The 13,753-nt window shown below is 54.4% G+C and carries 12 protein-coding genes; all 12 read left to right on the top strand.

The features are described 5' to 3' along the window. Positions 1-230: 230 nt before the first annotated feature. Genes mraZ through AC0LWE_RS17885 form a run of 12 tightly spaced genes read left to right on the top strand, consistent with a single transcriptional unit; the run spans position 231 to position 13,753 of the window. Entirely contained in the window at positions 231-689 is a 459-nt protein-coding gene (mraZ, locus tag AC0LWE_RS17830) for a division/cell wall cluster transcriptional repressor MraZ (RefSeq protein WP_012016036.1), read from the top strand. Between the two features lie 2 nt (positions 690-691). Beyond that, positions 692-1,633, top strand: coding sequence for a 16S rRNA (cytosine(1402)-N(4))-methyltransferase RsmH (gene rsmH, locus AC0LWE_RS17835; protein ID WP_219347061.1), 942 nt, complete (start codon positions 692-694; stop codon positions 1,631-1,633). Continuing rightward, the gene (ftsL, locus tag AC0LWE_RS17840) at positions 1,630-1,995 is read left to right on the top strand and encodes a cell division protein FtsL (protein ID WP_014068894.1); all 366 of its coding nucleotides are present in this window, start codon (positions 1,630-1,632) and stop codon (positions 1,993-1,995) included. The genes rsmH and ftsL overlap by 4 nt, the downstream gene beginning before the upstream one ends. A gap of 15 nt (positions 1,996-2,010) precedes the next feature. Next, complete coding sequence (locus AC0LWE_RS17845) at positions 2,011-3,777, top strand: peptidoglycan glycosyltransferase FtsI (protein ID WP_219347060.1); 1,767 nt, start codon at positions 2,011-2,013, stop codon at positions 3,775-3,777. Then, complete coding sequence (murE, locus tag AC0LWE_RS17850; protein ID WP_059180127.1) at positions 3,764-5,251, top strand: UDP-N-acetylmuramoyl-L-alanyl-D-glutamate--2,6-diaminopimelate ligase; 1,488 nt, start codon at positions 3,764-3,766, stop codon at positions 5,249-5,251. Before AC0LWE_RS17845 ends, murE begins: the two co-directional genes overlap by 14 nt. Beyond that, complete coding sequence (gene murF / locus AC0LWE_RS17855) at positions 5,248-6,606, top strand: UDP-N-acetylmuramoyl-tripeptide--D-alanyl-D-alanine ligase (RefSeq protein WP_202668181.1); 1,359 nt, start codon at positions 5,248-5,250, stop codon at positions 6,604-6,606. Before murE ends, murF begins: the two co-directional genes overlap by 4 nt. After that, a complete protein-coding gene (gene mraY / locus AC0LWE_RS17860; protein ID WP_012016042.1) occupies positions 6,600-7,682 on the top strand; it encodes a phospho-N-acetylmuramoyl-pentapeptide-transferase in 1,083 nt (360 codons plus the stop codon). Before murF ends, mraY begins: the two co-directional genes overlap by 7 nt. Before the next feature lie 2 nt (positions 7,683-7,684). Next, positions 7,685-9,001 (top strand): UDP-N-acetylmuramoyl-L-alanine--D-glutamate ligase, encoded by a 1,317-nt coding sequence (gene murD / locus AC0LWE_RS17865; RefSeq protein ID WP_202668182.1) that lies wholly within the window; start codon positions 7,685-7,687, stop codon positions 8,999-9,001. Continuing rightward, positions 9,001-10,245: a cell division protein FtsW gene (ftsW, locus tag AC0LWE_RS17870; RefSeq protein ID WP_059180124.1), complete on the top strand. Its 1,245-nt coding sequence runs from the start codon at positions 9,001-9,003 to the stop codon at positions 10,243-10,245. Before murD ends, ftsW begins: the two co-directional genes overlap by 1 nt. Continuing rightward, complete coding sequence (gene murG / locus AC0LWE_RS17875) at positions 10,242-11,306, top strand: undecaprenyldiphospho-muramoylpentapeptide beta-N-acetylglucosaminyltransferase (RefSeq protein ID WP_202668183.1); 1,065 nt, start codon at positions 10,242-10,244, stop codon at positions 11,304-11,306. Before ftsW ends, murG begins: the two co-directional genes overlap by 4 nt. A gap of 58 nt (positions 11,307-11,364) precedes the next feature. Then, positions 11,365-12,840 (top strand): UDP-N-acetylmuramate--L-alanine ligase, encoded by a 1,476-nt coding sequence (gene murC / locus AC0LWE_RS17880; protein ID WP_059180122.1) that lies wholly within the window; start codon positions 11,365-11,367, stop codon positions 12,838-12,840. Continuing rightward, positions 12,833-13,753: a D-alanine--D-alanine ligase gene (locus AC0LWE_RS17885; RefSeq protein WP_202668184.1), complete on the top strand. Its 921-nt coding sequence runs from the start codon at positions 12,833-12,835 to the stop codon at positions 13,751-13,753. The genes murC and AC0LWE_RS17885 overlap by 8 nt, the downstream gene beginning before the upstream one ends.

A 13,753-nucleotide genomic window follows, 5' to 3' on the forward strand; every position in this document is an offset into this window, starting at 1 on the left:
GAGTGAATTTTAACGCTCCTCTGAATATTCATTTTTTTCTTACAAATATTCATGACGTTAATTTGTCTCGTAAGTTGTGCAGTTATTAATCAAGTTGGGTTATGTCGGTAAATAGGGCGCTTTCGAGCCCTTAACGCGGCAGTCCCGGCTTGACAAGCTTTTCCTTCGCTCCGTAAACTCCTTTATGTGGGAATTTGTGGGTTAAAGTGGCGATAAGGGGTGGAGCTGGCATGTTCCGTGGGGCGACGTTAGTCAATCTCGACAGTAAGGGGCGTTTATCGGTACCAACCCGATACCGCGACCAACTGATCGAAAACGCGTCAGGTCAAATGGTGTGCACCATTGATATCAACCACCCCTGCCTGCTGCTTTACACCTTACCCGAATGGGAAATTATCGAGCAAAAGCTGTCGCGACTGTCGAGCATGAACCCGCAGGAACGCCGCGTGCAGCGGTTGTTGTTGGGTCATGCCAGTGAGTGTCAGATGGATAACTCGGGGCGCTTACTCATTGCGCCTGTGTTGCGACAACATGCTGGTCTAACAAAAGAAGTGATGCTGGTCGGGCAGTTCAACAAGTTTGAACTGTGGGATGAAACGACCTGGTATCAACAGGTCAAGGAAGATATCGACGCTGAACAATCTGATTCCGGTGTGTTATCGGATCGATTGCAGGACTTGTCTCTATAAATATGACGGAAAATTATAAACATACATCGGTGCTGTTGGACGAGGCCGTAAACGGTCTGAATATTCGTCCTGATGGCATCTATATTGATGGCACATTTGGTCGCGGTGGTCACTCGCGTCTGATCCTCTCCCAACTGGGAGCGGAAGGTCGCTTATTGGCAATCGATCGCGATCCGCAGGCAATTGCCGTTGCGAAGACTATCGATGATCCACGCTTTTCATTTGTTCATGGGCCTTTCTCCGCGCTGGCTGACTACGTTAGCGAGCGCGATCTCACGGGCAAGATCGACGGGATTCTTCTCGATCTTGGCGTTTCATCACCACAGCTTGATGATGCAGAACGCGGATTTTCTTTCATGCGTGATGGCCCGCTGGATATGCGTATGGACCCAACGCGTGGTCAATCCGCTGCCGAATGGCTGCTGAATGCTGAAGAAGCCGATATTGCCTGGGTGATTAAAACCTTTGGCGAAGAGCGTTTTGGTAAACGTATCGCGCGCGGCATCGTTGAGCGTAATCGTATTGAGCCGATGACACGCACGAAAGAGCTGGCAGAAGTGGTGACGGCGGCAACGCCGGTTAAAGACAAATTCAAACATCCCGCGACCCGTACCTTCCAGGCGGTCCGCATTTGGGTCAACAGTGAACTGGAGGAAATAGAGCTGGCGCTAAAAAGCTCGCTCGGCGTGCTGGCCCCAGGTGGGCGGTTATCCATTATCAGCTTCCATTCGCTGGAAGACCGTATTGTGAAGCGTTTTATGCGCGAACAAAGCCGCGGTCCTCAGGTTCCAGCAGGGTTGCCGATGACGGAACAGCAACTCAGTAAACTGGGCGGCCGTTATTTGCGAGTACTAGGCAAGATGATGCCGGGCGAAGAAGAGGTGGCAGAGAATCCACGCGCCCGTAGTTCAGTGCTGCGCATCGCAGAAAGGACGAACGCATGATCAGCAGAGTGACAGAGACCCTAAGCAAAGTTAAAGGATCGTTAGGAAGCAACGAGCGCCATGCCTTGCCTGGCGTGATCGGCGACGATCTTTTGCGGTTTGGGAAGCTGCCACTCTGCTTGTTCATTTGCATTATTGTGACGGCCGTGACGGTCGTTACAACCGCACACCATACCCGTTTACTGACCGCGCAGCGCGAGCAGATGGTGCTCGAGCGTGATGCGCTGGATATCGAATGGCGAAACCTGATTCTTGAAGAAAATGCGCTCGGCGATCACAGCCGGGTTGAACGGATCGCAACGGAAAAGCTGCAGCTGCAGCATGTTGATCCTTCGCAGGAAAATATTGTAGTACAAAAATAAGGGAACACGCGACGCATGAGAGCAGCGGCGAAAACGCAAAAACCGAAACGTCAGGAAGAACAGGCCAACTTTGTGAGTTGGCGTTTTGCGTTGCTTTGTGGCTGTATTTTACTGGCGCTGTGTCTGTTGCTCGGTCGCGCAGCGTGGTTACAGATTATCGCGCCGGACATGCTGGTGCGACAGGGGGATATGCGTTCCCTGCGCGTGCAGGAAGTGTCCACTTCGCGCGGTTTGATCACTGACCGTTCTGGTCGCCCGTTGGCGGTGAGCGTACCCGTTAAAGCGATCTGGGCCGATCCAAAAGAACTGCATGATGCTGGTGGCGTCACGCTGGATAACCGCTGGAAAGCGCTTGCCGATGCGTTGAAAATGCCGCTCGATCAAATGGCCGCGCGCGTCAATGCTAACCCGAAAGGGCGTTTTATCTATCTGGCGCGTCAGGTGAACCCTGATATGGCCGATTACATTAAGAAACTAAAACTGCCGGGGATTCATCTGCGTGAAGAGTCACGCCGCTATTATCCGTCAGGAGAAGTGACCGCTCACCTCATTGGCTTTACCAACGTCGATAGCCAGGGTATTGAAGGGGTCGAAAAAAGCTTTGATAAATGGCTGACCGGACAACCAGGCGAGCGTGTGGTACGTAAAGACCGTTACGGCCGCGTCATTGAGGATATCTCTTCAACGGACAGTCAGGCGGCGCACAACCTCGCGCTGAGTATTGACGAACGTTTGCAGGCGCTGGTTTATCGTGAACTGAATAATGCGGTGGCGTTTAACAAAGCCGAATCTGGCAGCGCCGTGCTCGTGGACGTCAGCACCGGCGAAGTTCTGGCGATGGCGAACAGCCCGTCTTATAACCCGAATAATCTTACCGGTACGCAGAAAGATATCATGCGTAACCGTACCATCACCGACGTGTTCGAACCGGGTTCGACTGTGAAACCGATGGTGGTAATGACCGCGCTGCAGCGTGGCATCGTTAATGAAAATACCGTTCTAAATACCATTCCTTACCGAATTAACGGCCACGAAATCAAAGACGTGGCGCGTTACAGCGAATTGACCCTGACCGGGGTTTTGCAGAAGTCGAGTAACGTCGGTGTTTCTAAACTGGCGTTAGCGATGCCGTCCTCAGCGTTAGTAGAAACTTACTCACGTTTTGGGCTGGGAAAGGCGACCAATTTGGGGTTGGTCGGAGAACGCAGTGGCTTATATCCTCAAAAACAACGGTGGTCTGACATAGAGAGGGCCACCTTCTCTTTCGGCTACGGGCTAATGGTAACACCGTTACAGTTGGCGCGAGTCTATGCAACGATCGGCAGCTATGGCGTTTATCGTCCCCTGTCGATCACCAAAGTTGATCCACCTGTTCCGGGCGAGCGTATCTTCTCGGAATCCACCGTTCGTACCGTGGTACATATGATGGAAAGCGTGGCGCTGCCTGGCGGCGGCGGCGTGAAAGCAGCGATCAAAGGCTATCGCATCGCCATCAAAACCGGTACAGCGAAAAAAGTGGGGCCGGACGGTCGCTACATCAATAAATACATTGCTTACACCGCAGGCGTTGCGCCTGCAAGCAATCCCCGATTTGCGCTGGTGGTCGTCATTAACGATCCACAGGCGGGTAAATACTACGGTGGCGCCGTCTCCGCGCCGGTGTTCGGTGCCATCATGGGCGGTGTTCTGCGTACCATGAATATCGAACCAGATGCGCTGTCGACGGGCGAAAAAAGTGAATTTGTAACTAATCAAGGCGAGGGAACAGGTGGCAGATCGTAATTTGCGCGACCTTCTTGCTCCGTGGGTGCAAAACGTACCTGCGCGGGCACTGCGAGAGATGGTACTCGACAGCCGTGTGGCTGCGTCGGGCGATCTTTTCGTTGCGGTAGTCGGTCATCAGGCGGACGGGCGTCGATATATCCCGCAGGCGATTGCGCAAGGTGTAGCTGCCATTATTGCTGAGGCAAAAGATGACGCAACCGACGGTGAAATCCGCGAAATGCACGGCGTGCCGGTCATCTACCTCAGTCAGTTGAATGAGCGTCTTTCCGCCCTGGCGGGACGTTTTTATCATGAACCGTCTGACCAGTTGCGATTGGTTGGCGTCACCGGGACCAACGGCAAAACCACCACCACGCAGTTGATGGCGCAGTGGGCCCAGTTGTTGGGTGAAACGGGCGCGGTGATGGGCACGGTGGGCAATGGTCTGCTGGGTAAAGTCAATCCAACGGAGAACACCACCGGTTCAGCGGTTGATGTGCAACATGTCCTTTCCGGCCTCGCAGGGCAGGGTGCGACGTTTGCCGCCATGGAGGTCTCTTCACATGGTTTGGTGCAACATCGCGTTTCAGCGCTGAAGTTTGCGGCGTCTGTGTTTACCAACCTGAGTCGCGACCACCTCGATTATCACGGGGACATGGAAAATTACGAAGCAGCAAAATGGCTGCTCTATTCCACGCATCACTGCGGTCAGGCGATCATCAACGCCGATGACGAAGTGGGCCGCCGTTGGCTGGCAAAATTGCCAGATGCAGTTGCGGTTTCAATGGAAGACCATATCAATCCGAACTGCCATGGCCGCTGGCTGAAGGCGACGGACGTGAATTATCACGACAGCGGCGCAACGATTCGCTTTGCTTCTTCATGGGGCGAAGGCGAAATCGAGAGCCGTTTGATGGGCGCATTTAACGTCAGCAATCTGTTGCTGGCGCTGGCCACGCTCCTGGCGTTGGATTATCCACTGGCCGAGCTGGTGAATACGGCCGCACGCTTGCAGCCTGTTTGTGGGCGGATGGAGGTCTTTACCGCGCCGGGCAAACCGACGGTGGTGGTTGATTACGCCCATACCCCGGATGCGCTGGAAAAAGCGCTCCAGGCCGCGCGTCTGCACTGTACCGGTAAGCTGTGGTGCGTTTTCGGCTGTGGTGGCGATCGCGACAAAGGTAAGCGCCCACTTATGGGGGCGATTGCTGAACAGTTCGCGGATATTCCTGTCGTGACCGATGACAACCCGCGTACGGAAGAACCGCGCGCCATTATCAACGATATCCTCGCCGGCATGATGGATGCGGGGCACGCTCGAGTGGTTGAAGGCCGCGCTGAAGCGGTCACCAATGCGATTATGCAGGCCAAAGAAAATGACGTTGTGCTGCTGGCTGGCAAAGGTCATGAAGACTATCAAATTGTCGGTGCACATCGTCTGGATTATTCCGACCGTGTGACGGCTGCGCGTCTGCTGGGAGCGTTGGCATGATTAGCATTACGCTACGCCAGGCTGCTACGGTGCTGAATGGCGAGCTGCAGGGGCCGGATCTGACTGTTGATGCGGTGACGACGGATACCCGTAAAATTACGCCGGGCTGTTTGTTCGTCGCGCTGAAAGGCGAGCGCTTTGATGCGCATGATTTTGCCGATCAAGCAAAAGAGAACGGCGCTGGTGCGTTACTGGTGAGTCGTAAATTGGACATCGATCTGCCGCAGTTGGTGGTGAAAGACACGCGCCAGGCGTTTGGTGAGCTGGCGGCCTGGGTTCGCCAGCAGGTCCCCGCGCGCGTTGTGGCGCTGACGGGCTCTTCCGGTAAAACCTCTGTCAAAGAGATGACGGCTGCGATCCTCAGCCAATGTGGCAATACGCTTTACACTGCCGGCAATCTGAATAACGACATCGGCGTGCCAATGACGCTGCTGCGTTTGACGCATGAACATCAATACGCCGTGATTGAACTCGGCGCCAATCACCAGGGTGAAATTGCCTGGACTGTTGATTTGACGCGTCCGGAAGCGGCATTAGTCAATAACCTCGCGGCAGCGCATCTTGAAGGATTTGGCTCGCTGGAAGGCGTGGCAAAAGCGAAAGGTGAAATTTATAGCGGCCTGCCGGAGAACGGCATTGCCATTATGAATGCCGATAACAATGACTGGCTGAACTGGCAAAGCACCATTGGCTCGCGTAAAACCTGGCGGTTCTCGCCAAATGCTGCGAACAGCGATTTTTCCGCGACAAATATCCATGTGACCTCACACGGCACGGAATTTACCTTAAAGACCCCAACGGGCGATGTGGACGTGCTGTTGCCTCTGCCGGGTCGTCACAATATTGCGAATGCACTGGCTGCTGCGGCACTGTCGATGGCCGTTGGCGCAACGCACGATGCAATCAAAGCGGGGCTGTTAAACCTCAAGGCCGTGCCAGGACGTTTGTTCCCCATCCAACTGGCTGAAAACAAGCTGCTGCTGGATGACTCTTACAACGCTAACGTCGGCTCCATGACCGCCGCGGTACAGGTGCTGTCAGAAATGCCAGGCTATCGTGTGATGGTTGTAGGCGATATGGCTGAGCTGGGTGACGAGAGCGAAGCGTGCCATGTGCAGGTGGGCGAAGCGGCAAAAGCATCCGGTATTGATTGCGTATTAAGTGCAGGAATTTTAAGCCAGGCCATCAGCCAGGCGAGCGGCGTCGGTGAACATTTTGCTAATAAAACTGCGCTGATTATACGTTTGAAAGAGTTAGTTACAGAGCATCAAATTGTGACTGTTTTAGTGAAAGGTTCACGTAGTGCCGCCATGGAAGAGGTTGTGCACGCATTACAGGAGAACGGAACATGTTAGTTTGGCTGGCCGAACATTTGGTCAAATATTACTCAGGCTTTAACGTCTTTTCTTATCTGACGTTTCGCGCCATCGTCAGCCTGCTGACTGCACTGTTCATCTCGTTGTGGATGGGCCCGCGCATGATTGCCCGTCTGCAAAAACTCTCTTTCGGCCAGGTTGTCCGTAACGACGGCCCAGAATCACACTTCAGCAAACGCGGTACGCCAACAATGGGCGGGATCATGATCCTCACCGCGATTGTGGTATCCGTATTGCTGTGGGCTTACCCGTCCAACCCGTACGTCTGGTGTGTACTCACTGTGCTGATTGGTTACGGCATTATTGGTTTCGTTGATGATTACCGCAAAGTGGTGCGTAAAGACACCAAAGGCCTTATCGCCCGGTGGAAATACTTCTGGATGTCGGTGATTGCGCTGGGCGTGGCGTTCGCGCTTTATCTAGCGGGTAAAGACACACCGGCAACTGAGCTGGTTGTCCCGTTCTTTAAAGACGTGATGCCACAGCTTGGATTGTTCTACATCCTGCTGGCGTATTTCGTGATTGTGGGCACCGGCAATGCTGTGAACCTGACCGACGGCCTCGACGGCCTGGCGATCATGCCAACCGTCTTTGTCGCAGGTGGCTTTGCGCTGGTGGCGTGGGCGACCGGTAACATGAACTTTGCCAATTACTTACACATTCCTTATCTGCGCCACGCCGGTGAACTGGTGATCGTCTGTACGGCGATTGTCGGCGCGGGGCTTGGCTTCCTGTGGTTTAACACCTATCCGGCTCAGGTCTTTATGGGTGACGTCGGTTCGCTGGCGCTGGGCGGCGCGCTGGGCATTATCGCCGTGTTGCTGCGTCAGGAGTTCTTGCTGGTGATCATGGGTGGTGTATTTGTTGTCGAAACGCTTTCGGTGATTTTACAGGTCGGTTCCTTCAAGCTGCGCGGTCAGCGCATCTTCCGTATGGCACCGATTCATCACCACTATGAACTGAAAGGCTGGCCGGAGCCGCGCGTGATTGTGCGCTTCTGGATTATTTCGCTGATGCTGGTGCTGATTGGCCTCGCAACACTGAAGGTGCGTTAATCATGGCAGATTACCAGGGTAAAAAAGTCGTTATCATCGGGTTAGGCCTGACGGGGCTTTCCTGCGTGGACTTTTTCCTCGGACGGGGCGTGACGCCGCGTGTGATGGATACGCGTGTTTCACCGCCGGGTCTGGATAAACTTCCGGAAGAGGTTGAACGCCACCTTGGTGGTCTGAATGATGACTGGCTACTGGCCGCCGATTTGATTGTGGCAAGCCCGGGGTTTGCTCTGGCGCACCCTTCGTTAAGTGCCGCAGCCGATGCGGGCGTCGAGATTGTTGGCGATATTGAGTTGTTCTGCCGCGAAGCGCAGGCACCGATTATCGCTATCACTGGCTCCAACGGCAAAAGCACCGTCACCACGCTGGTGGGTGAAATGGCGAAAGCCGCGGGCATGAACGTGGGGGTCGGCGGCAATATCGGTTTACCTGCACTGATGCTGCTGGATCAGGAACGTGAATTGTACGTGCTGGAACTCTCTAGCTTCCAACTGGAGACCACGTCGAGTTTGCACGCCGTTGCTGCGACGATCCTGAACGTGACTGAAGATCACATGGACCGTTACCCGTTTGGCTTACAGCAATATCGTGCGGCCAAACTGCGCGTCTATGAAAATGCCAAAGTGTGCGTAGTGAACGCCGACGATGCGCTGACCATGCCGGTGCGTGGTGCGGACGAACGTTGCGTGAGCTTTGGCATCAATATGGGTGACTATCACCTGAATCATCAGCAAGGCGAAACCTGGCTGCGTGTGAAAGGTGAGAAAGTGTTGAACGTGAAAGAGATGAAACTTTCTGGACAACATAACTACACCAATGCGCTGGCGGCGCTGGCGCTGGCAGACGCTGCGGGTCTACCGCGTGCATCAAGTCTGAAAGCATTGACCACGTTTACTGGCCTGGCGCATCGCTTCCAACTGGCGCTTGAGCATAACGGCGTTCGCTGGATTAACGACTCTAAAGCCACTAACGTCGGCAGCACAGAAGCCGCGCTGAACGGATTACGCGTCGATGGCACGTTGTATCTGCTGCTCGGCGGCGACGGTAAATCGGCGGACTTCTCATCTCTCAAGCCCTATCTGTCAGGCGATAACATCCGCGTGTACTGCTTTGGCCGTGACGGTGCTGAGCTGGCCGCGTTACGCCCGGACATCGCGACACAAACCGAAACATTGGAACAGGCGATTCGCCTGATTGCACCGAATGTTCAGCCGGGCGATATGGTGCTGCTGTCTCCAGCCTGCGCGAGTCTCGATCAGTTTAAGAATTTCGAACAGCGTGGCGATCTCTTCGCCCGCCTGGCGAAGGAGTTAGGCTGATGCGTTTATCTCTCCCTCGCCTGAAAATACCGCGCCTGCCTGGATTTGGGATCCTGGCGTGGCTCTTTGCGGCATTGAAGGGCTGGGTGATGGCCTCCCGGGATAAAGATTCCGATAGCCTGATTATGTATGACCGTATGCTGCTCTGGCTGACGCTGGGGCTGGCTGCGATCGGTTTTATCATGGTGACCTCCGCCTCCATGCCGGTTGGACAGCGTCTGGCAAACGATCCCTTCCTGTTCGCTAAACGTGATGGTTTGTACATTATTCTGGCGTTCTGCCTGGCGTTGATCACGCTGCGTTTGCCAATGGAATTTTGGCAGCGCCACAGCACCGCCATGCTGATCGCCTCGATTATTATGCTGCTGATCGTGCTGGTGGTGGGGAGTTCGGTCAACGGTGCATCGCGCTGGATTGCCTTTGGCCCGCTGCGTATTCAGCCTGCTGAATTTACCAAGCTGTCGCTGTTCTGCTATCTCGCAAACTACCTTGTGCGCAAGGTTGATGAGGTGCGTAACAACCTGCGCGGCTTCTTAAAGCCGATGGGTGTGATTCTGGTACTGGCGATTTTACTGCTGGCGCAGCCGGATCTCGGTACTGTCGTGGTGTTGTTCGTTACGACGCTGGCGATGCTCTTCCTGGCGGGTGCAAAACTGTGGCAGTTTATCGCCATCATCGGCATGGGAATCTCGGCGGTCGTGCTGCTGATCCTCGCCGAACCGTATCGTATCCGCCGCGTGACCTCTTTCTGGAACCCGTGGGAAGATCCGTTTGGCAGTGGCTACCAGCTGACCCAATCGTTAATGGCCTTTGGCCGTGGCGAAATCTGGGGGCAGGGTTTAGGTAATTCCGTACAAAAACTGGAGTATCTGCCCGAGGCTCATACCGACTTTATCTTCTCCATCATCGGGGAGGAGCTGGGTTATATCGGTGTGGTATTGGCACTTTTAATGGTATTCTTCGTCGCTTTCCGCGCCATGTCGATTGGCCGAAAAGCGCTGGAAATCGATCATCGCTTCTCCGGTTTCCTGGCCTGCTCAATTGGTATCTGGTTTAGCTTCCAGGCATTGGTCAACGTTGGCGCAGCAGCCGGTATGCTGCCGACTAAGGGCCTGACGTTGCCGTTGATCAGCTACGGTGGTTCGAGCCTGTTGATTATGTCGACCGCCATTATGTTTTTGTTGCGCATAGATTATGAGACGCGTCTGGAAAAAGCCCAGGCGTTTACACGAGGTTCACGATGAATCAACCGAAGCGGTTAATGGTGATGGCGGGCGGTACCGGCGGACATGTGTTCCCGGGACTGGCGGTCGCGCACCATTTAATGGATCAGGGCTGGCAAGTGCGCTGGCTAGGAACCGCCGATCGTATGGAAGCGGATCTGGTACCAAAACACGGTATTGAGATCGACTTTATCCGCATTTCAGGCCTGCGCGGCAAAGGCATCAAAGCGATGTTGCTCGCGCCGGTGCGCATCTTTAATGCCTGGCGACAGGCGCGCGCCATCATGAAGCGGTTTAAGCCTGATGCTGTTTTGGGTATGGGCGGTTATGTCTCCGGTCCTGGCGGTCTCGCGGCATGGTCGCTGGGTATTCCGGTTATTCTGCATGAGCAAAACGGCATCGCCGGACTGACCAACAAATGGCTGGCGAAAATCGCCACCAAAGTGATGCAGGCTTTTCCTGGAGCATTTCCGAATGCGGATGTTGTGGGGAATCCAGTGCGTGTTGACGTGTTGGCTTTGCCTCTCCCGCAGGAACGTCTTATGGGACGTGACGGCCCGGTTCGCGTGTTGGTTATCGGCGGCTCGCAAGGCGCGCGGGTATTGAACCAGACGCTTCCGCAGGTGGCTGCAAAGCTGCGTGATGCCGTGACTATCTGGCATCAAAGCGGCAAAGGGGCGCAGCAAACCGTGGAACAGGCTTATGCTGAAGCGGGTCAACCTCAGCATAAAGTCACTGAATTCATTGATGACATGGCCGCGGCATATGCCTGGGCGGATGTCGTGGTGTGTCGTTCTGGCGCGCTGACGGTGAGTGAAATTGCCGCGGCAGGTTTGCCAGCGGTGTTTGTGCCTTTCCAGCACAAGGATCGTCAGCAGTACTGGAATGCGTTGCCGCTCGAAAAAGCCGGCGCCGCCAAAATTTTTGAACAGCCGCAGTTTACCGCAGAAGCGGTCGCCACCACTCTGGCGGGCTGGAATCGAGACACATTGCTGGAAATGGCTGAACGCGCGCGCGCGGCAGCGATTCCTGATGCGACCGAACGGGTGGCAAATGAAGTGAGCCTGGCAGCAAAGGCTTAACCCTTGTAGCGCGTTTTGCGTTGCGCGAATTTTAAGAAGTATCGATGGCGGTTAGAGAATGAATACACAACAACTGGCGAAACTGCGTTCAATCGTGCCCGAGATGCGTCGCGTCCGGCACATCCACTTCGTTGGCATTGGCGGCGCAGGTATGGGCGGTATTGCCGAAGTTCTGGCTAACGAAGGCTATCAGATCAGTGGTTCCGATCTGGCACCGAACCCCGTTACGCAACAGTTGGCGTCGCTTGGGGCGACAATTTATTTCAACCATCGCCCGGAAAACGTACGCGATGCGAGTGTGGTCGTGGTCTCTAGTGCGATCTCATCTGATAACCCTGAAATTGTAGCGGCACATGAAGCGCGCATCCCGGTGATTCGCCGTGCAGAAATGCTGGCAGAACTGATGCGTTTTCGTCACGGAATTGCGGTTGCGGGTACGCATGGCAAAACGACGACCACGGCGATGGTATCCAGTATTTATGCGGAGGCTGGCCTTGATCCAACTTTCGTCAATGGCGGTCTGGTCAAAGCGGCAGGCGTGCACGCTCGTTTGGGCCACAGCCGTTATCTGATTGCAGAAGCGGATGAGAGCGATGCGTCGTTCCTGCATCTGCAACCGATGGTGGCGATTGTCACCAATATCGAAGCCGACCATATGGACACTTACCAGGGCGACTTTGAAAATTTAAAACAGACATTCATAAACTTTCTGCACAATCTGCCGTTTTATGGTCGTGCGGTAATGTGTGTTGACGATCCGGTGATTCGCGAGCTTTTGCCGCGCGTCGGGCGTCAGACAACGACTTATGGTTTCAGTGAAGACGCTGACGTACGTGTCGAAAACTACACGCAAACCGGCGCACAAGGGCATTTCACCCTGGCGCGTCAGGATAAAGAATTATTGCATGTGACGCTGAATGCGCCGGGTCGCCACAATGCGTTGAATGCCGCTGCCGCTGTTGCGGTGGCAACAGAAGAAGGCATTGAAGACGACGATATTTTACGCGCGCTTGAGAGCTTCCAGGGGACCGGGCGTCGTTTCGACTTCCTGGGTGAATACCCGCTGGAGCCCGTAAACGGTAAATCCGGCACGGCGATGCTGGTCGATGACTACGGTCACCATCCGACGGAAGTGGATGCGACGATCAAGGCAGCCCGTGCGGGCTGGCCGGATAAAAATTTGGTCATGCTTTTCCAGCCGCACCGTTATACCCGTACGCGCGATCTGTATGACGATTTCGCCAATGTGCTTTGCCAGGTGGACGCACTACTGATGCTGGATGTCTATCCTGCAGGCGAAGCGCCGATTCCGGGCGCGGATAGCCGGTCATTGTGCCGCACGATTCGCGGTCGCGGTAAAGTTGACCCGATTTTGGTTTCCGATCCTGCTCAGGCCGCTGAGATGCTGGCGCAGGTATTAACGGGTAACGATTTGATTTTGATACAGGGTGCGGGAAATATCGGCAAAATCGCGCGTAACTTATCTGAAATCAAACTGAAGCCGCAAACCTCAGGGGATGAACACCATGGCTGATAAGATTGCAGTCCTGATGGGTGGCACCTCTGCGGAACGTGACGTCTCGCTCAATTCCGGCGCAGCCGTTTTGGCTGGACTTCGTGAAGGTGGCGTTAATGCCCATCCGGTTGATCCGAAAGAAATTGATGTAACGCGTTTGAAAGAGATGGGCTTTGATAAAGCCTTTATCGCGTTACATGGTCGCGGTGGTGAAGACGGCACGTTGCAAGGCTTGCTGGACTTAATCGGTATGCCTTATACCGGTAGCGGTGTGATGGCCTCCGCAATTTCCATGGATAAGTTGCGCAGTAAATTGCTGTGGCAGGGGGCGGGTTTGCCTGTTGCACCGTGGGTTGCAGTCACGCGTCGCGAGTTCGAATCAGGACTGGAAGTTAGCGTTAATCAGCGTATTGAACAGCTGGCGTTACCGGTTATTGTAAAGCCCAGCCGTGAAGGCTCAAGCGTCGGCATGTCGAAAGTTGCTAAAGCTGATGATTTAACATCTGCTTTAGCATTGGCTTTTCAACATGATGAAGAAGTTCTGATTGAAAAATGGCTAGGCGGTCCAGAATTTACCGTGGCGATGCTTGGTGAAGAAATTTTACCGTCAATTCGCATCCAACCGGCTGGAACCTTCTATGATTATGAAGCGAAGTATCTCTCTGATGAGACGCAATATTTCTGCCCAAGTGGTCTGGAAGCAGAACGTGAAGAAGAATTAAAGGCCCTGGTGCTCAAAGCCTGGACTGTTTTGGGTTGCCGTGGCTGGGGGCGTATCGATGTGATGCAGGACAGCGACGGTCAATTTTATCTGCTGGAAGCCAATACCTCCCCGGGTATGACCAGCCACAGTCTGGTGCCAATGGCTGCACGTCAGGCCGGTATGAGCTTCTCGCAATTAGTGGTTCGTATTCTGGACCAGGCGGGCTGA

It is taken from the genome of Lelliottia sp. RD5, assembly GCF_056032945.1.

Excerpts from the sequence above, each read along its gene's own strand:
- mraZ (WP_012016036.1), top strand. The coding sequence starts at position 231 with ATGTTCCGTGGGGCGACGTTAGTCAATCTCGACAGTAAGGGGCGTTTA.
- rsmH (WP_219347061.1), top strand. The coding sequence starts at position 692 with ATGACGGAAAATTATAAACATACATCGGTGCTGTTGGACGAGGCCGTA.
- ftsL (WP_014068894.1), top strand. The coding sequence starts at position 1,630 with ATGATCAGCAGAGTGACAGAGACCCTAAGCAAAGTTAAAGGATCGTTA.
- AC0LWE_RS17845 (WP_219347060.1), top strand. The coding sequence starts at position 2,011 with ATGAGAGCAGCGGCGAAAACGCAAAAACCGAAACGTCAGGAAGAACAG.
- murF (WP_202668181.1), top strand. The coding sequence starts at position 5,248 with ATGATTAGCATTACGCTACGCCAGGCTGCTACGGTGCTGAATGGCGAG.
- mraY (WP_012016042.1), top strand. The coding sequence starts at position 6,600 with ATGTTAGTTTGGCTGGCCGAACATTTGGTCAAATATTACTCAGGCTTT.
- murD (WP_202668182.1), top strand. The coding sequence starts at position 7,685 with ATGGCAGATTACCAGGGTAAAAAAGTCGTTATCATCGGGTTAGGCCTG.
- ftsW (WP_059180124.1), top strand. The coding sequence starts at position 9,001 with ATGCGTTTATCTCTCCCTCGCCTGAAAATACCGCGCCTGCCTGGATTT.
- murG (WP_202668183.1), top strand. The coding sequence starts at position 10,242 with ATGAATCAACCGAAGCGGTTAATGGTGATGGCGGGCGGTACCGGCGGA.
- murC (WP_059180122.1), top strand. The coding sequence starts at position 11,365 with ATGAATACACAACAACTGGCGAAACTGCGTTCAATCGTGCCCGAGATG.
- AC0LWE_RS17885 (WP_202668184.1), top strand. The coding sequence starts at position 12,833 with ATGGCTGATAAGATTGCAGTCCTGATGGGTGGCACCTCTGCGGAACGT.